This window comes from Allobosea lathyri, assembly GCF_900108245.1.
Lineage (GTDB): Bacteria > Pseudomonadota > Alphaproteobacteria > Rhizobiales > Beijerinckiaceae > Allobosea > Allobosea lathyri.
Map to the genome: position 1 here is coordinate 360,916 of NZ_FNUY01000001.1, position 17,893 is coordinate 378,808.

At 65.1% G+C, this 17,893-nt stretch carries 17 protein-coding genes; 6 read left to right on the top strand and 11 right to left on the bottom strand.

Features of this window, described 5'->3' with window-relative positions:
- Positions 1 to 45 precede the first annotated feature (45 nt).
- Positions 46 to 1,914 (bottom strand): extracellular solute-binding protein, encoded by a 1,869-nt coding sequence (locus C4S73_RS01650; RefSeq protein ID WP_200827894.1) that lies wholly within the window; start codon positions 1,912 to 1,914, stop codon positions 46 to 48.
- Positions 1,915 to 2,136: 222 nt separating this feature from the next.
- Positions 2,137 to 2,676 carry a c-type cytochrome gene (locus C4S73_RS01655; protein WP_103870717.1) on the bottom strand — a complete coding sequence of 180 codons (540 nt, stop codon included), beginning with the start codon at positions 2,674 to 2,676 and terminating at the stop codon, positions 2,137 to 2,139.
- 203 nt (positions 2,677 to 2,879) lie between these two features.
- Between C4S73_RS01655 and C4S73_RS01660 the strand changes: the two genes are divergently transcribed.
- Complete coding sequence (locus C4S73_RS01660) at positions 2,880 to 3,623, top strand: 3-deoxy-manno-octulosonate cytidylyltransferase (RefSeq protein WP_103870718.1); 744 nt, start codon at positions 2,880 to 2,882, stop codon at positions 3,621 to 3,623.
- A gap of 7 nt (positions 3,624 to 3,630) precedes the next feature.
- Positions 3,631 to 4,485: a prephenate dehydratase gene (locus tag C4S73_RS01665; RefSeq protein WP_103870719.1), complete on the top strand. Its 855-nt coding sequence runs from the start codon at positions 3,631 to 3,633 to the stop codon at positions 4,483 to 4,485.
- 171 nt (positions 4,486 to 4,656) lie between these two features.
- Here the strand turns inward: C4S73_RS01665 and nudC are convergent, their stop codons facing one another.
- The 6 genes from nudC to C4S73_RS01690 are packed head-to-tail and all read right to left on the bottom strand — an operon-like array spanning position 4,657 to position 9,968.
- Positions 4,657 to 5,613, bottom strand: coding sequence for an NAD(+) diphosphatase (gene nudC / locus C4S73_RS01670; protein WP_103870720.1), 957 nt, complete (start codon positions 5,611 to 5,613; stop codon positions 4,657 to 4,659).
- 44 nt (positions 5,614 to 5,657) lie between these two features.
- Positions 5,658 to 6,545: a 3-hydroxyisobutyrate dehydrogenase gene (gene mmsB, locus C4S73_RS01675; RefSeq protein ID WP_103870721.1), complete on the bottom strand. Its 888-nt coding sequence runs from the start codon at positions 6,543 to 6,545 to the stop codon at positions 5,658 to 5,660.
- A gap of 59 nt (positions 6,546 to 6,604) precedes the next feature.
- Complete coding sequence (locus tag C4S73_RS01680) at positions 6,605 to 7,759, bottom strand: isobutyryl-CoA dehydrogenase (protein ID WP_103870722.1); 1,155 nt, start codon at positions 7,757 to 7,759, stop codon at positions 6,605 to 6,607.
- A 7-nt stretch (positions 7,760 to 7,766) separates the two neighbouring features.
- The gene (locus tag C4S73_RS01685) at positions 7,767 to 8,174 is read right to left on the bottom strand and encodes a type II toxin-antitoxin system VapC family toxin (protein ID WP_160115641.1); all 408 of its coding nucleotides are present in this window, start codon (positions 8,172 to 8,174) and stop codon (positions 7,767 to 7,769) included.
- Positions 8,171 to 8,416 (bottom strand): FitA-like ribbon-helix-helix domain-containing protein, encoded by a 246-nt coding sequence (locus tag C4S73_RS28105; protein ID WP_160115642.1) that lies wholly within the window; start codon positions 8,414 to 8,416, stop codon positions 8,171 to 8,173. Before C4S73_RS28105 ends, C4S73_RS01685 begins: the two co-directional genes overlap by 4 nt.
- A 55-nt stretch (positions 8,417 to 8,471) precedes the next feature.
- Positions 8,472 to 9,968, bottom strand: a complete 1,497-nt coding sequence (locus C4S73_RS01690) for a CoA-acylating methylmalonate-semialdehyde dehydrogenase (protein WP_103870724.1) — start codon at positions 9,966 to 9,968, stop codon at positions 8,472 to 8,474.
- Positions 9,969 to 10,055: 87 nt separating this feature from the next.
- Between C4S73_RS01690 and C4S73_RS01695 the strand changes: the two genes are divergently transcribed.
- The gene (locus C4S73_RS01695) at positions 10,056 to 11,012 is read left to right on the top strand and encodes a LysR family transcriptional regulator (protein ID WP_200827895.1); all 957 of its coding nucleotides are present in this window, start codon (positions 10,056 to 10,058) and stop codon (positions 11,010 to 11,012) included.
- A 177-nt stretch (positions 11,013 to 11,189) separates the two neighbouring features.
- On the opposite strand, the gene C4S73_RS01700 is transcribed toward C4S73_RS01695, so the two are convergent.
- The 3 genes from C4S73_RS01700 to C4S73_RS01710 all read right to left on the bottom strand — a co-directional run bounded on the left by C4S73_RS01700 (position 11,190) and on the right by C4S73_RS01710 (position 15,437).
- Positions 11,190 to 12,494: a GGDEF domain-containing response regulator gene (locus tag C4S73_RS01700; protein WP_103870725.1), complete on the bottom strand. Its 1,305-nt coding sequence runs from the start codon at positions 12,492 to 12,494 to the stop codon at positions 11,190 to 11,192.
- A 173-nt stretch (positions 12,495 to 12,667) separates the two neighbouring features.
- Entirely contained in the window at positions 12,668 to 14,413 is a 1,746-nt protein-coding gene (locus C4S73_RS01705) for an ABC transporter permease (RefSeq protein WP_103870726.1), read from the bottom strand.
- Between the two features lie 34 nt (positions 14,414 to 14,447).
- Entirely contained in the window at positions 14,448 to 15,437 is a 990-nt protein-coding gene (locus tag C4S73_RS01710; RefSeq protein WP_200827896.1) for an ABC transporter substrate-binding protein, read from the bottom strand.
- Positions 15,438 to 15,679: 242 nt separating this feature from the next.
- Here C4S73_RS01710 and tal point away from each other — a divergent pair, with 242 nt between their 5' ends.
- The 3 genes from tal to C4S73_RS01725 all read left to right on the top strand — a co-directional run bounded on the left by tal (position 15,680) and on the right by C4S73_RS01725 (position 17,893).
- Complete coding sequence (gene tal / locus C4S73_RS01715; RefSeq protein ID WP_103870727.1) at positions 15,680 to 16,636, top strand: transaldolase; 957 nt, start codon at positions 15,680 to 15,682, stop codon at positions 16,634 to 16,636.
- 124 nt (positions 16,637 to 16,760) lie between these two features.
- Entirely contained in the window at positions 16,761 to 17,324 is a 564-nt protein-coding gene (locus C4S73_RS01720; protein WP_160115643.1) for a YceI family protein, read from the top strand.
- The gene (locus tag C4S73_RS01725; RefSeq protein ID WP_103870729.1) at positions 17,321 to 17,893 is read left to right on the top strand and encodes a cytochrome b; all 573 of its coding nucleotides are present in this window, start codon (positions 17,321 to 17,323) and stop codon (positions 17,891 to 17,893) included. Before C4S73_RS01720 ends, C4S73_RS01725 begins: the two co-directional genes overlap by 4 nt.

Genomic DNA, 17,893 nt, shown 5'->3' on the forward strand with positions numbered 1-17,893 from the left:
GACAAGCCCGACCATGACGAAGGAGGCAAGCCAACGAACGATGCATCACGCCTTCCCGATCCGCTTGGCTTTCTCGGCATCGTACCACCAGATCGCGGGGGCGCCGGAGCCGTATTTCGGCTTGGTCTGCGGCCGGTCGAACATGTCCCAGTAAGCCAGCAGTTCGGTGGCGTTCCACCACATCGGGATCCAGTAGCGCCCCGCTCGCAGCAGCCGGTCGAGCGCCTTGGCGGCGACGACGACCTCGGCATAGCTGTCGGCCTGGCCGATCTTTTCGATCATGGCGTCGATAGCGGGACTGGCAATGCCGCCGGCATTGCGGGAACCCCGCGTTTTGGCCGCCTCGGAGCCGTAGACGATGCGCAGGCTGTCGCTCGGGATCGCGCTGCCGCCGAGCGCCCGGCTGATGATGTCGAAGTCGAATTCGTCGAGCCGGCGCTGATATTGCGCACCATCGACGATGCGCGAGGTCGCGTTGATACCGAGTCGCTTGAGATTGGCCTGGAAGGGCTGGGTATGCGGCTGCAGGGCGGGCTGCGAATCGAGGAACTCGATCTCGAAGGGCTTGCCGTCGGGCAGCTTCAGCACGTTGCCGTCACGCTTGCACCCTGCGGCGCGGAACAACTCATCGGCCTGGCGAAGCAAAGCGCGGTCGCTGCCCGAGCCGTCGCTGACCGGTGGCAGCCAGGGCTCGCCGAAGACCTCGTCGGGAACCTTGCCGCGGAAGGGCTCGAGCAACGCCAGTTCCTCGGGCGAAGGCTTGCCGACAGCCTTGGAGTCGGAATTCTCGAAATAGGACGTGAGGCGCGAATAGATGCCGAACATGATGTTCTTGTTCGTCCATTCGAAGTCGAAGCAGAGCCCCAGCGCCTCGCGGATGCGCGGGTCGGCGAACTTGTCGCGGCGCAGGTTGAAGATCCAACCCTGCGAACCCGTCGGATCGGTTTTCGGCAGAGCTTCTTTCTTGACCTTGCCTTCGTGGACAGCCGGAAAATCATAGCCGGTCGCCCAGATGCGCGCGGTGAACTCTTCCTGGAAGGTGATGACGCCGCTTTTGAAGCCCTCGAACGCCACCTGCCGGTCGCGGAAATACTCCCAGCGCACCCGGTCGAAATTGTTGATGCCGACATTCACGGGCAAATCCTTGGCCCAGTAGTCCGGCACGCGCTCGAACTCGATGAAGCGCCCCTGCTCGAAGCGGCCGACCTTATAGGCGCCCGATCCCAGCGGCGGCTCCAGCGTCGAAGCCTCGAAATTGCGGGTTGACCAGAATTTCTCGGAGAACACCGGCAGTCCGGCGACGACGAGGTGCAGGTCGCGGCTGCGCTTGGCCGATAATTGCACGACGACGATGTCGTCGCCCTCGGCTTTCGAGGAGGCCAGCTCGTTCAGCATCAGCCGGTAGGAGGGGTGCCCCTTGGCCTTGAGCAGGTTCATGCTGAAGGCGACATCGCCAGCCGTTACCCGCGAGCCGTCATGAAATTTTGCCTCGGGCCTCAGGCGGAACCGATAGCTCAGCTTGTCCGGGGAGATGGCGACGCTCTTCGCCAGCAGGCCGTAGAGCGAGCCCGGCTCGTCGCCCGAGCCCGCCATCAGGCTGTCGAAGCAGGCATCCATGCCGGCCGCGCCGTCGCCCTGCAGGACGAAGGTATTCAGCGTGTTGAAGGTATCGAAACTCTGGTTGCCGCCAGCGCGCTTGATCTGGACCGTCAGCGTGCCGCCCTTGGGCGCCCGGGGGTTCACATAGGCGAAATGCGGAAAATCGGGCGGCAGCGCGAGTTCGCCGAAGGTGGAGAGGCCGTGCAACTCGGCGTCCGCAGCAAGCGCGCTCCCGGGCAGAACCGGCAGGCCGGCACCCATCGCCATGGCGCCTCCGGCTTCGAGCAGCCTGCGGCGTGTGATGCGCATCGCCATTGTCTCGCGTCTCCCTTCGATTCGCTGGCCGATTATGTCGCACTCAACCCGCGACGCCAGCCATAGCGGCATTTGCCGCCATGGTGAGGGCGATACCATGGCGCCTACAAGCAAAAGCCGGGCTAAGCGGCCCGGCTTGGCTAGATGTCATGCGCGCTGAATCGACGCAAACGTTCCGGCGATTTTTCTCAGGCCTTGGCAGGTCTCAAGGCTTGGCAGTTCTCAGGGCTTGGGCAGCGGCTTGGGCGCGTCCGAGAGTGTGTTGAGATAAGCGATGACATCGGCGCGTGTATCGGGCTTGCCGATGCCGGCGAAGGCCATGATCGTGCCGGGCACATAGGCCTTGGGGTTCTTGATGAAGTGGTCGAGCCCGTCGGCATCCCAGGTCTTGTCGTTGCGGCCCTTCATCGCGGCAGAGTAGCCGAAGCCGGCGACCGAGCCTTCGTTGCGGCCATAGACGTCGAAGAGATGCGGGCCGACCTTGTTGGCGCCGCCCTTCTCGAAGGTGTGGCAGGCCTTGCAGGCGCCGACAGCCTTTTCGCCCTTTGCCGGATCGGCCTTGGCGAGACGCACCGCGATCGGCTCGTCGGCGACGGGGGCTGCAGCTCCTGCTGCCGCGGCCGGCTCTTCGCTCGGCAGCTCGAAGCCCGGGACCACGGGCTTGTGCGGCGCGAACACGATGCCCGCTATCATGTTGAGGCCCAACACCACGAGCAGCGTGGAGAGAACCGCTCCGGCGATCTTGTTGGTTTCGATATCCATCGTACCCGAACCTTGGGCCCGTCCGCAGCCAAGGCGCGGGAGGCGAGACAGCGCTTCGGCCGGAGTCTTGAAACGCTCCAGCCTCAAGCCGTTGCTTAACCGCTTTGCGCGCTTCATTGCAACTCGTATAAGCACGCTCCGCTTTGAGACCTTTTGACGCTTCCCGTCGTTTTGCGCGACGCTTACGCCGAGCCCGCCCGCCTATGTCGAACCCGCTGATCCTGATCCCTGCGCGCATGACCGCCACGCGCCTGCCCGGGAAACCATTGGCGGACGTCAATGGCGAGCCGATGATCGTGCATGTCTGGCGCCGCGCCGTCGAAGCGAATATCGGCCCTGTCGCGGTCGCAACCGACGCACAAGAGATCGTCGCGGCCATCGAGGCCGCCGGCGGCCGCGCGGTTCTGACCCGCGACGACCACCCCTCCGGCTCCGACCGCATCAAGGAAGCCGCCGACATTCTGGACCCTGAGGGCCGGCACGATGTCATCGTCAACGTTCAGGGCGATCTGCCGACGATCGATCCGCGCGTCATCGCGGCGTCCGTCGAGCCGCTATCCGATCCGGCTGTGGATATCGTGACGCTGGCCGCCGTGATCACGCGCGAGGACGAGAAGACCGAGCCGAGCGTCGTCAAGGCGATCGGAAGCGAGATCGCGCCAGGCCGCATGCGCGCGCTGTATTTTACCCGCTCGACAGCGCCGAGCGGGGAGGGGCCTCTCTACCATCACATCGGCCTCTACACCTATCGCCGCAAGGCGCTGGACCGCTTCGTCAGCCTGCCGCCGTCCCCGCTGGAAAAGCGCGAGCGGCTGGAGCAGCTGCGCGCGGTCGAGGACGGCATGCGCATCGACATCATCGTCGTCGAGGATGTGCCGCTCGGCGTCGATACGCCCCATGACCTGGAACGCGCCCGCGCGATCCTCAAATCCCGCGCCGGAGCTTAAGCGTTTCATGTCTGTCGTCGTTTCCTACCAGGGCGAACCTGGCGCCTTCTCCTCGCAGGCCGCCCTGCAGGTCTTCCCGGATTGCCAGCTTCTGCCCTGCGCAACCTTCGAGGACGCGCTGGCGGCTGTGAGCGACGGCACCGCCCGCTACGGCATGATCCCGATCGATAATTCGATCGCCGGGCGTGTTGCGGACATCCACAACCTCCTGCCCAATTCCGGCCTGCACATCATCGGCGAGAACTTCCTGCCGATCCGCTTCCACCTGATGGCGGTGAAGGGCGCGACTCTGGCCACGCTGAAGACCGTGCAGAGCCACATCCACGCGCTCGGCCAGTGCCGCAAGATCATCCGCAAGCTCGGCCTCAAGGCCGAAGTCGCGGCCGATACGGCAGGGTCGGCCCGGCAGGTCGCCGAGGCCAACGATGTCACCAGGGCCGCCATTTCCCCGCGGATCGCAGCGGAGGTCTACGGGCTCGAGATCCTGATGGAGGATATCGAGGACGAGAAGCACAACACCACGCGCTTCGTCGTTCTCTCGAAATACCCGGAATTCGTCCGCCACGGCGCGGGCAAGACGGTGACGACGCTGGTCTTCCGGGTGCGCAACATTCCCGCCGCGCTCTACAAGGCGCTGGGCGGCTTCGCCACCAACGGCATCAACATGACCAAGCTCGAGAGCTACATGGTCGACGGTCATTTCTCGGCGACGATGTTTTATCTCGATGTCGAGGGCCATCCGGAAGACCCGGATCTGAAGCGGGCACTCAAGGAACTCGAATATTTCTCGCGCGAGATGAAGATCCTGGGCGTCTACCCCGCGCACGAGTTCCGTTCGACGCTGGCCGAAGCGGGCGAGTAGCCTGGCTCTGCAACGGGGTATTCGAAGCAACCATCCGCACGTCATTCCGGGCGCAGCGAAGCGAAGACCCGGAATCCATCGTAGAGCTCCAGAGCCCTCCGATGGATCCCGGATCGGCGCCGCTTCGCGGCTTGTCCGGGATGACGACGCGGATCAGAAAAGCGCCGAAGCTTAAACCGCTTCGCCCTCGACGGCCCAGGCTTTCAGGAGCGTGTTCGCGATCGCCATATGCGGCGGGCAGAACAGGTTGTCGGGGTGAGTGCCCTCCAGCATCTGCAGGGCTTCCTGCCGCGAGAACCAGCGGCCCTCTTCGAGCTCGGTCATGTCGAGCACGATATCGTCGTTGAGCGCCTCGGCGATGCAGCCGATCATTAGCGAGGACGGGAAGGGCCAGGGCTGCGAGCAGAGATAACGCACGGCGCCGGCGCGCAGGCCGGCCTCTTCCCAGGTCTCGCGGCGCACTGCGTCCTCGAAGGTCTCGCCGGGCTCGACGAAGCCGGCGATGCAGGAAAACATCCCCGGCGCAAAGCGGGCCTGACGTGCCAGCAGACAGGCGTCGCCGCGCGTCACCAGCATGATCACGACGGGGTCGGTGCGCGGAAAATGCTGCGCGCCGCAGGCGCTGCATTCCCGTTTCCAGCCGGAAGCCCCGGCCGTCGTCGGGCCGCCGCACTGGGCGCAGAAACGGTGGCGGGCATGCCAGTCGAGCAGCGCCTTGCTCTCCCCCAACGGACCGAGCTCGTCATCGGGCACCAGGCGCTTCAGGGCGACGGATCTCAGATCGGTGAGCAGCAGCTCGGGTCGCTCACGCAGGGGCTCGGTATGGGCCCTGTCGATCAACCGGGCAAAGCGGGGAGCGCCGTCGGCGGTGAGACCAAGAAAGGCCTCTTCCAGCGCTTCGCCCAAGAGCTCCGTCTCGCCATGGCTGAACCAGACCGAATGCGCCTCTCCATCGAGGCGCTTCAGGATCGGCGTTTCGCCGGCGACGACGGCGAGCCGCGTGTCCGACCGATGGCGCAACGCGTTGACGGCGTCCGACTTGCTGCGCAAGTCCTCGCGACGGTCGAGGCGGTTGGTGGAGAAGCCCGTGAGAGACGAGCGTTCGCGAGGATGGGAGGCGTCGTTCATACCCTCCGTCCTAGCGGTTCCTCACGGGCCCATGCAAGCGCCCTTCACGCCTCCGTGCGCCCGCGCAGCAGATGAATGATGGCGGAGAAGTCGGCGCCACCCTCGCCCCAGGCATTGTGGAGGCCGTAGAGCTGCGCCGCAGCCGCTCCGAGCGGGGTCGAGGCGCCCGCCGCCTGCGCGGCCTCCTGCGACAGCTTCAGGTCTTTCAGCATCAGGGCGGAGGCAAAGCCGGGCTTGTATTCATTGTTGGCGGGCGAGGTCGGCACCGGCCCCGGCACGGGGCAATAGGTCGTCAGCGACCAGCACTGACCCGACGAGGTCGAGGCGACGTCGTAGAGCGCCTGATGCGACAGGCCGAGCTTCTCCGCGAGCACGAAGGCCTCGGAGACGCCGATCATCGAGATGCCCAGGATCATATTGTTGCAGATCTTGGCAGCCTGCCCGTTGCCGGCCGAGCCGCAATGCACGATGCGCCGGCCCATTTTGGCGAGGATCGGCTCTCCGACCGCGAAGGCCTCGTCCGAGCCGCCGACCATGAAGGTCAGCGTCCCGCCCTTGGCGCCGCCGACACCGCCCGAAACCGGCGCGTCGAGCGAGAGGCAGCCGCGTGCCTCGGCCAGCGCATGCGCCTTGCGGGCGCTCTCGACGTCGATCGTCGACGAATCGATCAGCAGAGCGCCGGGCTGCACCGAAGGCAGGATATCGGCCCAGACGGAGAGAACATGCTTGCCAGCCGGCAGCATGGTGATGACGATGGCTGCATCCGCCACCGCATCCTTCGCGGAGGCTGCGATGCCGACACCGAGTTCGGCCGCTGCATCCTTGGACGCCTGGACAAGGTCGAAGGCGCTGACCGTATGGCCGGCCTTCACGAGATTGCCGGCCATGGGGCCGCCCATATTGCCGAGCCCGATAAAGGCGATGATAGCCATGGTCGTATTCTCCCGTTCGATTTCGTTGAACTTGTCGAGCTTGGGGTAGGGCGGCGGCGTCAGTTTCCCTTGGCTCGCCCCACAAGCCCGCGTGCCACGATCATCCGCATCACCTCGTTCGTGCCCTCCAGGATCTGGTGGACACGCAGGTCCCGCACGATCTTCTCGATGCCGTAATCGGCAAGATAGCCGTAGCCGCCATGGATCTGCAGCGCCTGATTGGCGACCTCGAAGCCTGTATCGGTGGCGATCCGCTTGGCCATGGCGCAAAGCTTCGTCGCATCGGGTGTCTTGGCGTCGAGCGCTGATGCTGCCCGCCACAGGAAGGTGCGGGCCGCTTCCAACTCGGTCGCCATGTCCGCGAGTTTGAACTGCAGCGCCTGGAAATCAGCGATGCGGGTACCGAAAGCCTTGCGCTCCTGCGCATAGGCGATCGACTTGTCGAGCGCGCCCTGCGCTCCGCCGATCGAGCAGGCGCCGATATTGAGCCGACCACCATCGAGCCCGGCCATGGCGATCTTGAAGCCGATGCCTTCAGGCCCGATGCGGTTGGCGACGGGGACGCGGCAGTTCTCGAAGATCACGGCGCGTGTCGGCTGGGCGTTCCAGCCCATCTTCTTCTCATTGCCCCCGAAGGAGAGGCCCGGCGTGCCCTTCTCGACGACGAGCGTCGAGATGCCCGAAGGCCCGGCTTCGCCCGTGCGAACCATCACGACATAGATGTCGGAGACGCCGGCGCCTGAGATGAACTGCTTTTGCCCGTCGAGGACGTAATGGTCGCCGTCGAGAACTGCCTTCGTCTTGAGTGCTGCGGCATCAGAACCGGCGCCGGGCTCCGTCAGGCAATAGCTCGCCAGATGCTCCATCGTGCAGAGTCTGGGCAGGAACTGCCGGCGCTGATCGTCCGAGCCGTAGCGGTCGATCATCCAGGCGCACATGTTGTGGATCGAGATATAGGCCGCAACGGTCGGGCAGCCCGTCGAGAGCGCCTCGAAGATCAGCGTCGCGTCGAGCCGGCTCAGGCCGGAGCCGCCGACATCCTCGGCGATATAGATGCCGCCCATGCCGAGCGCAGCGGCCTGGCGCATCTCCTCGACCGGGAAATGCTTCTCCTCATCCCAGCGAATGGCGTGGGGAGCGAGGGTCTCGGCGGCGAAGGACGAGGCCATCTCCTGGATGGCGCGTTGGTCTTCGGTCAGGGAGAACTGGGTCATGTGGGCCTCAGAGCTCGATCAGTTTCACGAGGCGGGCGTATCGCGTTCCCGCGAGTTTACGTGACAGCCGTTCATCCGCCGTTGCCATCGGGCTGCTCTGTCGTTCGGCCAGCGCGAGGAAGACACAGTCTGGCGCCGGATGGGCGACTTCGAGCGAAAGCTCGAAAGCCCGTTTCATGAGTGGCTGGGATGGCTCGATATCCGGCATCAGTTGCAGTGCGAGATCGTAGCTGGCTCGGGCACCGTCAGGGCTGAGATGCTTGCGCCGAACCGCGCGGGTCAGCGCGCTTGCGATCTCGACCTCGATCAGGTCTGGCGCGGAAACCTGATCGAGTTGCGAGATGAACCTCGCCGTCGCGGCGTTTCGCGGCCCGTCGACGACGAGATCGAACAGGACGCTCGTGTCGAGGATCACAACTCCTCCTCGTCGTCCCGAATTGCCCTGACGATCTCCGCCCCGCTGATATCGGCTCTGGGTAGCTGACCATTGCGGCGTGCGTTTTCGAGGATCGCGAAACGCTCCGCACCGGTCATCGACGTGCCTCTGCCGAGGGCCCTGCTGGCCTCGTATTGAAGCGATGTCTTGTTGATTTTTGCCTTGAGCTTCAGCCGCTGCACAAGCTCATCCTCGACATCGCGGATCAGTAGATTGCCCATTGTTGAACCTCCCCCCAATGCTAGCAATTATGATAGCACGGGGGGGCGTTTGATCTCAACCCATCGTCGGAATGACGAAGCTCGCCCCGTCCTTGATGCCGCTCGGCCAGCGCGACGTCACCGTCTTGGTCTTGGTGTAGAAGCGGATCGAGTCCGGGCCGTGCTGGTTGAGATCGCCGAAGGAGGAGCGCTTCCAGCCGCCGAAGGTGTAGTAAGCCAGCGGCACGGGGATCGGGATGTTGACGCCGACCATGCCGACCTGGACGCGCGAGGCAAAGTCACGCGCCGCATCGCCGTCGCGAGTGTAGATCGCAACACCGTTGCCGTATTCGTGGTCGTTGCAGAGCGCCAGGCCCTCCTCATAGTCCTTGGCGCGGACGACCGAGAGAACGGGGCCGAAGATTTCTTCCTTGTAGATGCGCATGTCCTTGGTGACGTTGTCGAACAGGCAGCCGCCCATATAGAAGCCGTTCTCATAGCCCTGCATCTTGAAGCCGCGGCCGTCGACGGCGAGCGTCGCGCCTTCCTCGATGCCAAGCTCGACATAGCCCTTGATCTTCTCCAGCGCCGCCTTGGTGACGACCGGGCCGTAATCGGCCGACGAATCGGTGGAGGGGCCGATCTTGAGAGCCTCGACGCGCGGAATCAGGCGTTTCACCAGCTCGTCCGCTGTGGCCTTGCCGACCGGCACCGCCACCGAAATCGCCATGCAGCGCTCGCCGGCCGAGCCGTAGCCCGCGCCGATCAGCGCATCGACAGCCTGATCGAGATCGGCGTCGGGCATGATGATCATGTGGTTCTTGGCGCCGCCGAAGCACTGCACGCGCTTACCCGCCGCGCAGCCGCGCGAATAGATGTACTCGGCGATCGGCGTGGAGCCGACGAAGCCGACGGCCTTGATATCGGGATCGTCCAGGATCGCATCGACCGCGACCTTGTCGCCGTTGACGACGTTCAGGATGCCGGGAGGGCCACCAGCCTCGATGAACAGCTCCGCCAGCCGCATCGGCACGCCGGGATCACGCTCGGAGGGCTTCAGGATGAAGGCATTGCCGCAGGCGATCGCGGGACCGAGCTTCCAGAGCGGGATCATCGCCGGGAAGTTGAACGGCGTGATGCCGGCGCAGACGCCGAGCGCCTGGCGCATCGAATAGATGTCGATGCCGGGGCCGGCGCCGTCGGTATATTCGCCCTTCATAAGGTTCGGGATGCCCAGCGAGAACTCGACGACCTCGACGCCGCGCTGGATGTCGCCCTTGGCGTCGGCAATGGTCTTGCCGTGCTCGCGGGCCAGCAATTCGGCCAGCTCGTCATTGTTCCTGGCGATCAGGTCGAGGAATTTCATCAGCACGCGGGCGCGGCGCTGCGGGTTCACCGCGGCCCATTTCGGCTGCGCGGCAGCGGCATCTTCGACCGCGACACGCATTTCGGCGGCCGAGGCGAGCGCGACCTGGCCGATCACGCTGCCGTCCATCGGCTGGTAGATGTCGGCGGTGCGGCCTGAGGTGCCTGCGACATGCTTGCCGCCGATGAAATGCCCAACCTGACGCATCGCGTCCTCCTACTAATGGGTGGTGTGATCTTGCCGATCTCTCCCTACCATTCCTGTTTGTGCACGGCTATAGCGGGAGAAGGATACATGCTGTGCGGAAAAGCCAATATCGGGGAGAGCGCCTTGGAGCGGTTCGACTGGGACGACCTTCGCTTCTTCCTGGCCGTGGCAAGGTCGGGGCGGCTGACGGCCGCGGCCCGGCGCCTCGGCGCCGACCATGCGACGGTGTCGCGCCGTGTCACCTCGCTGGAGGAATCGCTGAAGGCCAAGCTCTTCGAGCGTCGGCCGCAGGGCTACACCCTGACGGCACATGGCGAGCGGCTGCTGGCAAAGGCCGAGACCATGGAGACGGAAGCGCTGGCAATCCAGAGCGATATCGGCGGCGCCGATATGACGCTGGCCGGCACGGTCAGGATCGGCGCCCCCGACGGTTTCGGGACGGTCTTCCTCGCGCCGAGGCTGTCTTCGCTCGCAAAATCCTATCCGGGTCTTGAGATCCAGCTCATCGCCATGCCGCGCCTGCTGTCGCTCTCGAAGCGCGAAGCCGACGTCGCGATCACGCTGGCTCCACCCAAGGAGGGCAAGGTCGTCGCGCGCAAGCTCTCGGACTATCGCCTCGGACTTTATGCAAGCCAAGCCTATCTGGATTCGATGCCGGCGGTGACGAAGCCGGAGGATCTCTTCGACCACCGTGTCGTCGGCTATATCGACGATCTGATCTTCACACCCGAACTCGACTATCTCGACGAGGTCGCCAAGGGCTTGCGCCCACAGGTCCAGAGTTCGAGCGTGCTCGCCCAGATGAACGCCGTCGTCGCCGGAGCCGGCATCGGCGTGATCCATCACTTCATGGCGGAGGGCGAGACGCGTCTTGTCAGGGTTCTGCCCGAGACGGTTTCGATCACGCGCTCGTTCTGGCTGCTCGTCCACGCCGATCTCAAGGATGTCGCGCGCGTTCGTGCGATCGTCGATTTCATCGTGCGGGAGACGAAGCAGTCGCGGGCGCTGCTGATGGGTGAGCCTTCAGTCAGTCGCCACGACTGAGGTCAGCGCGACCTCAAAGACTATTTGAGAATTCAGCCCTCATCCTGAGGAGCCGCGAAGCGGCGTCTCGAAGGATGGTTCAGGAGGCTCCCGAACCATCTGGAGCATCCTTCGAGACGCCATTCCTGACGAAATGGCTCCTCAGGAGGAGGGCTGTAGGAATTTCCAAACAGGTTATCATGCCGTATCGAGGCTGACCTGATTGCGGCCGTTGCGCTTCGCTGCATAGAGCGCCCGGTCGGCAGCGGTCAGCGCTTCGTCCAAGCTGCCGTTCTCGCCGATTTCCGCGACGCCGATCGAGACCGTGACGCCGTCCTTGTGCTCGCCGAGCTCCAACGCCTCGTGAGAGACATCGAGCCGGATGTGGTCGCTCTGCCGCATCGCCGCTTTCGCGTCGAGCCCGGGAAACAGGATGGCGAATTCCTCGCCGCCGATGCGGGCGAGGAGATGGCCGCCGCCCTCGGCCGATTGCGCGAGGCAGCGTGCCACGCTCTTCAGTGCCTGGTCGCCGAAATCATGCCCGTGATTGTCGTTGAGACGCTTGAAGTCGTCGATATCGATGATCGCGACGGCGCTGCTGCGCTTTTTGGAGCGCGCCCGGTCTATCAACGGCCCGGCCTGCTCGAAGAAATGACGGCGATTATAGAGCCCGGTCAGGGAATCCCGCGAGGCCAGATTATGCAGCTGGGCGATCTGGGCCAGCGTTTCGACGTTGCTCGCGATCCGGCATTGCAGCTCTTCGGGAATGAACGGCATGGAGATGAAGTCGTTGGCGCCGGCCTTGAGGAAGCCGACGGAAACCATGCGGTCGTTCGAGGACGAAATGCCGATCACGCGCAGCCTGTCGGAGCGGAACTGCCGGCGAATGCGGCGCGTGAGCTCATAACCGTCCATCTTCGGCATGTGGTAGTCGCTGACGACGAGCTGGATGTCCTGATCCCTCTCCAGCAGCGACAGGGCCTCGGCGCCCGAGCCGGCCTCGACCACGTCATATTGCTGGACCTTCAGCATCCTGGCGAGCAGCTTGCGGGTGGCCATGACGTCATCGACGATGAGGATGCGCGTCCGGCGATTGGCAAGCGCCCGCGCGACGGTGCCCATCAGAACGTCGAGGGCAAACTCGCTGTCCTTCGGCACGTAGTCGATGACGTCGCGCTCCATGATGCGGTTGCGCGTGTCCATGTCGAAACTGGCGGTGTGGACGATTGTCGGAATGCCGCGCTGGACAGCGAAATCGATCGCCTCGCCATGCGGCGCGTCGGGAAGATTGAGATCGACGACCGCCAGCGTGAAGGCGGCGCGATCGTCGGTGACGGCTTCGTGCAGTTCGTTGAGCGAGCGGCAGGCCACGAGCGGCAGGCCGATATCTTCCCTCAGGCGGCGGCACAGGGCGGTCGAGTAGGTCCGCGAATCCTCCACCACGAGAATCGTGAGGTCGCCGTCCCCCGGCCCGTGGCGACGATCGGCTGAGCGGTAAGCCATTGAACAGTTAGGTCCTCGGTCGGCGCCGGCCGATTCCGTCGCAAAATTCGGGCGCGCCTTTGCGGACAGAGGCGTGCTGCGTCGCGGCGGAATATCCTGCCGCTGCGTTAATTTCCGCTGAACTATGTCGGTGAACTGCGAGGCGGATGCCTGAATTCTGCGGGCGTCCGGCGTTAGATTCGCCAGGGCAGGACGTTGTCCGGCAGGCGCTTGGCGAGGAGATCGAGCGCCAGCATCACCGCGAGGATGATGACCGAGGCGCTGATCGCGACCGCGGCGGCCTCACCGGCGAGGCCGGCCTCCTTGAGCGAGAACAGCACGACGCCGAGCGTCTCCGTGCCTGACGACCAGAGCAGGGCCGAGACGGTCAATTCGTTGAAGGCAACGAGAAAGACCATCAGCGCGCTGACCGTTGGCGCCGGTGCGAGGATCGGCGCGACGATGAAGCGCAGCATCTGCCACAGTGTTGCGCCGTCGAGTTTCGCCGCCTCCTCGTGATGCGCCTCGATCTGCGCCATGGCCGCCACCGGCGCCTTCAGTGCCAGAGGAAGAAAGCGGGCGAGATAGGCGAAGAGGATGATGAAGGGCGTCGCATAGATGCTTACGCCCAGCAGCGGCAGCGGCTTGAGGAAGATCAGGATGCAGGCGATCGCAAGCACCACGCCCGGCAGCGCATAGGGCAGCTCGATCATGAATTCGACGATGCGTCGGAGCTTGCCCATCCGCCGCTCCAGCGCATAGGCGAAGGCGATCGAGATCAGCGCGAGCAGCAGCGCAGCCGTTCCCGCGAACAGGAAGGAGTTGCGGAAGGCCCGGATCGTCACATCCTGCCGCAGCAGCACCTCCGCGAACTTGTCGAACGTCAGGCTCTGCCAGGACAGGGCAACGCCTAGCGCCGGCGTCAGCGCCTCGCTGAGCAGCGCGAGAAAGGGCAGGCCGAGCTTCAGGGCGAGTAGCGCCCACAGCCCCCCGGCAACCAGGGAGCGCCCGCGCCCGAGCATCCAGAAGGGCACCAGCGGCCGCTCGATCTCGACCTTGCCTCCGGCGCGACGCGTCGCCAGTACGCTGGCGAGGATGCCTAGGCCGGCGACGATGGCGACGAGAATGGCGAGCGCCGCGGCATCGCCGAGACCGGCCGGGCCGAAGCTCGACAGCCGGCGATAGATCAGCGTCGGCAGGGTGAGGTAATTGACCGGCAGGCCCAGCAGCGCCGGAATGCCGAAATTGCCGACGCCGGCGACGAAGGCGATCAGCGCTGCCGCAATGATCTGCGGCCGCAGCACCGGGATGACGATACGCCCGACGATGGTGGCGGGACCTGCGCCCTCCATCTGCGCGGCCTCGATCAGCGAATGCGGAATGCTGCGCAGGCCCGTCCAGAGCGTGATCGCGACCAGCGGCGCATGGTGCAGGGCCATCACGAGGATGATGCCGCCGCGCCCGAGCAGCGGGTTTGGCGTGCCGGGCGCCGGTGAAAGCCCGAGCACGGATAAAACGACCGAATTCGGTGCGAACAGGCTCAGGAAGGCGAGCGCCGCTACCTGCGGCGCGATCATCATCGAAAAGACGAAGGCGAAGGCGAGCGGGCGTTTGCCCCGCACATCGGTGACGCCGAGCAGCAGCGCCACCATTCCGCCCACCAGCAAGGCGCCGAGCGCTGAGGCACTGGCGGTTTCCAGAGTGTGGAGTGTTGCGTCGATCGCCGCGCGGCTGCCGATCTCGGCAAGCGCCGCCTCGGGAGCAAAATGCCAGCCGGGCGCGAAGGCCGCGACGACCAGCCGGAAGAACGGCAGCCCACCGAGCAGAAGCGCGGCGAGCGTCACCAAAGCCGGCAGGCCGAGGCCTGCCGGAAGACGCAGGCGGGGGAAGGCTGCGCGTGCAGTCTCCTCCCGCCAGCTGGGTCGGACGGCCAGCGTCATCGTATCGCCCGCTGCCGCATGGGTGTCGTCAGGCTCACTCGAAGATCGCGCTGAAGCGCTTGCGCGCGGCCGTCTCGTTGGCAAGCGCCTTGGCCGCGTCGAAGGGCAGGAGCTTGATCGCGGTGCGGGCGGGGTAACCGGCGGGCAGCGCAACATCGGGATGAGCCGCGACATAGCCCTGCTTCAAAGCGAGTTCCTGGCCGTCCTTCGAGACCAGGAAGTCGACGAAGGCCTTGGCGGCTTCGGGGTTCTTCGTGCTGGAGAGGATCGCCACCGGCTCGCTGACAGCCGAGACGCCTTCGCTCGGGAAGACGAACTCGACTGGCGCGCCCTTGGCCTTCTCGCGGATCGGCATGAAGTCGACGATCATGCCGTAGAGCTTCTCGCCGGTCGCGACCTGGCGGAGGATGTCGCCATTGCCACCGGCCGCAAGTGCGCCATTGGTCTTGAGCTGTTCGTAATAGCTCCAGCCGTCCTTGAGACTGCCGGTCAGCGTCATCGTGTGAATCAGGGCGGCGCCGGAGCTCAGCGGGCTCGGCATGGCCAGCAGGTTCTTGACCTCCGGCTTGGTCAAATCGGTCCAACTCGTCGGCTTCATCGTCGTCTTGGTGTTGTAGACGATGCCGGTGGTGATCAGCTTGGTCGCGAACCACGACTTGGCGGGGTCGTGGATGCCGGCCGGATAGGCCGCGACGTCCGCCTTGTCATGAGCGAGCAGGCGACCTTCCTTCTTCAGGCCCTCCATCGTCACGGAATCGGCGATCAGCAGGACGTCGGCCTGCGGGGCGCCGGCTTCGAATTCGGCGCGCAGCTTCGCCATCACGCGCGGTGTGCCGTCGCGCACGAAGCTGATGTCGACCTTGGGGTACTTCGCCTTGAAGGCGTCGATGGTCTGCTGGGCGTCCGTGTTGGGCTGGCTCGTATACAGCACGAGCTTGCCCTCGGCGGCCTGAGCCTGAAGGGACATCAGCGTGGCGATGGCGATGCCGGTCGTCATGAGTGCGGTGAAGGCCGTGCGGCGCATGGGTCTCTCCTTAATGACTTGCCCGATCAGGGGCGCGCCGTGGCGGTAGACCCCGCATATGACAGATTCATGAAGTCCATCTCATTCATGCCTCGGATGCGACATTTGTTCACGCTCGGCCCGAGGCCCGGCAGGATATCATGCGAGTGCAGGCCGGCTGTGCGGCGAGCCTGCTTGACCATGCCCGAACGACGCCGCAGGGTCGCGTGGTATTTTTGACATCGGATTCCAGCAGGACAGCCATGACCGCCTCCAAACTCGACCAACTCCGCGAGATGACCACGGTCGTCGCCGACACCGGCGATATCGAGGCGGTGCGGCGGCTCAAGCCCGTCGATTGCACGACAAACCCGACCCTGATCCTCAAGGCTGTCGAGACGCCGGCCTATGCCCATCTCGTCGACGAGGCGATTGCTTGGGGCAGGAAGAGCGGCGGCGGCGAAGCGGCCGTGCATGCGGTCTGCGACCGGCTGGCCGTCACCTTCGGCGCGGAACTGACCAAGATCGTGCCCGGTCGCGTCTCGACGGAGGTCGATGCCGATCTCTCCTTCGATACCAAGGCCTCGATCGACAAGGCGCGCGCCATCATCGCCGCCTACAAGGAGCGCGGCATCGCGAAGGACCGCATCCTGATCAAGATCGCCTCGACCTGGGAAGGCATCCAGGCCGCCAAGGTGCTGCAGGCGGACGGTATCGACTGCAACCTGACCCTGCTCTTCGCGCTGCCGCAGGCCGTTGCCTGCGCCGACGCCAAGGCCTTCCTGATCTCGCCCTTCGTCGGCCGCATCCTCGACTGGCACGTCAAGGCCGGCGGCGGTCCCTACACGGCGGAAACCGATCCCGGTGTGGTCTCGGTTCGCAACATCTACGCCTATTACAAGACCTATGGCATCGCGACCGTGGTGATGGGCGCGTCCTTCCGCAACACCGGCGAGATCGAAGCCCTGGCCGGTTGCGACCGGCTGACCATCGGGCCGGGCCTGCTCGACGAACTCGCCGGCGCGACCGGCGAATTGCCGCGCAAGCTCAAGGCCGATGCTCCGGGAGCAGCCCCCGACAAGCTCGATCTCGACGAAAAGGCCTTCCGCTTCGCCATGAACGAGGATGCGATGGCGAGCGACAAGCTCTCCGAGGGCATTCGTGGCTTCGTCAAGGACCTGCGCGCCCTGCGCAAGCTCGTGGCTGCCAAGCTCGCCTGAGCCATCCTCCCCGGAGCTGTGCCGCCGTACCCGATGGCGCAATTCCGGCGAGCGAGCCATCACCTTTGCGTGTGAGACGGCCGGTCGCTACGGCCCGGCCGTCCAGCCCGTGATATCAAGTGCCATGCGTCCGTCACTTGCTCTAGCGGTCATGGCATTGCTCTTCGCCGAACCTGTTTCGGCGCAGACGACCTGGCGTTTCGATCGCGCCACGACGGATATCAGCTTCGTCACCCACCGTTTCGGCGCAGCCGTCGCGACCGGCCGGTTCGAGCGCTATGACGGGACGCTCGCTCTGGATTTCGACCAGCCCGAGAAAAGCCGGATCAGGGTGGTGATCGAAACGGGTTCGCTCCAGGCCGGCTCGGCCCTGATGGATGGCTTCATCAAGGGCGAGAGCATGCTCGATGTCGCCCGTTATCCCACGGCGAGCTTCGCCTCGGCGCGCGTCACCCGCACAGGCGAACGAACCCTGGAAATCCGCGGGCAGCTTTCCATCCGCGCGATCACGCAGCCTTTCACGGTGACGGCGGTGGTCGACGGCGATATCGATAGGGCCAGGCGCGGCGAGAAGCTGCCGTTCCACGCCAGCGGTTCGTTCCTGCGACCGGCCTACCAGCTCGGCCGCGACGTCAATGTCGTCGACGACGCAGTCGAGATCGTGATCAAGGGGCAGCTGTCGCGATGATCGACAGGGCAGGGCGGCCGGCGCGCTGGCACCCGGCCATCGTCGCGCTGCATTGGCTGACGCTGCTGCTGATCGTGATCCAGTTTCTGCTTGCGTCCCCGATGCGCGACGAGACCCGCAATCTCATCGAGCGCTTCGAATTCTACCAGCTGCACAAATCGGTCGGGCTGACCATCGCGGCCTTCGTCGTGCTCAGGCTCATCCTGCGCCTGGGCCTGCCGTCACCGCCGCCGCTCAATGCCGGGCGCTGGCTGCGATGGGCTGCCGATGCGGTCCATGGCGGACTCTATCTCTGCGTGATCGCGCTGCCGCTGACCGGCTTCCTGATGGTGTCCTCGGCGCCGGTCCAGATCCCGACTTTGTATTTCGGCTGGTTCGCCATTCCCCACCCCATCGTTGCGGACAAAGCGACCTATGAGCTGATGCGCAGCCTGCATGATTGGGCAGGCGACGCCCTCATCGCGCTCGGCGCCGTTCATCTCGGCGCTGCCGTGGTCCACGTTCTGATCTGGCACGACAATCTGCTGCGCCGCATGTGGTTCCGCCGTGGCGGTGCGGCGCAGAATTGA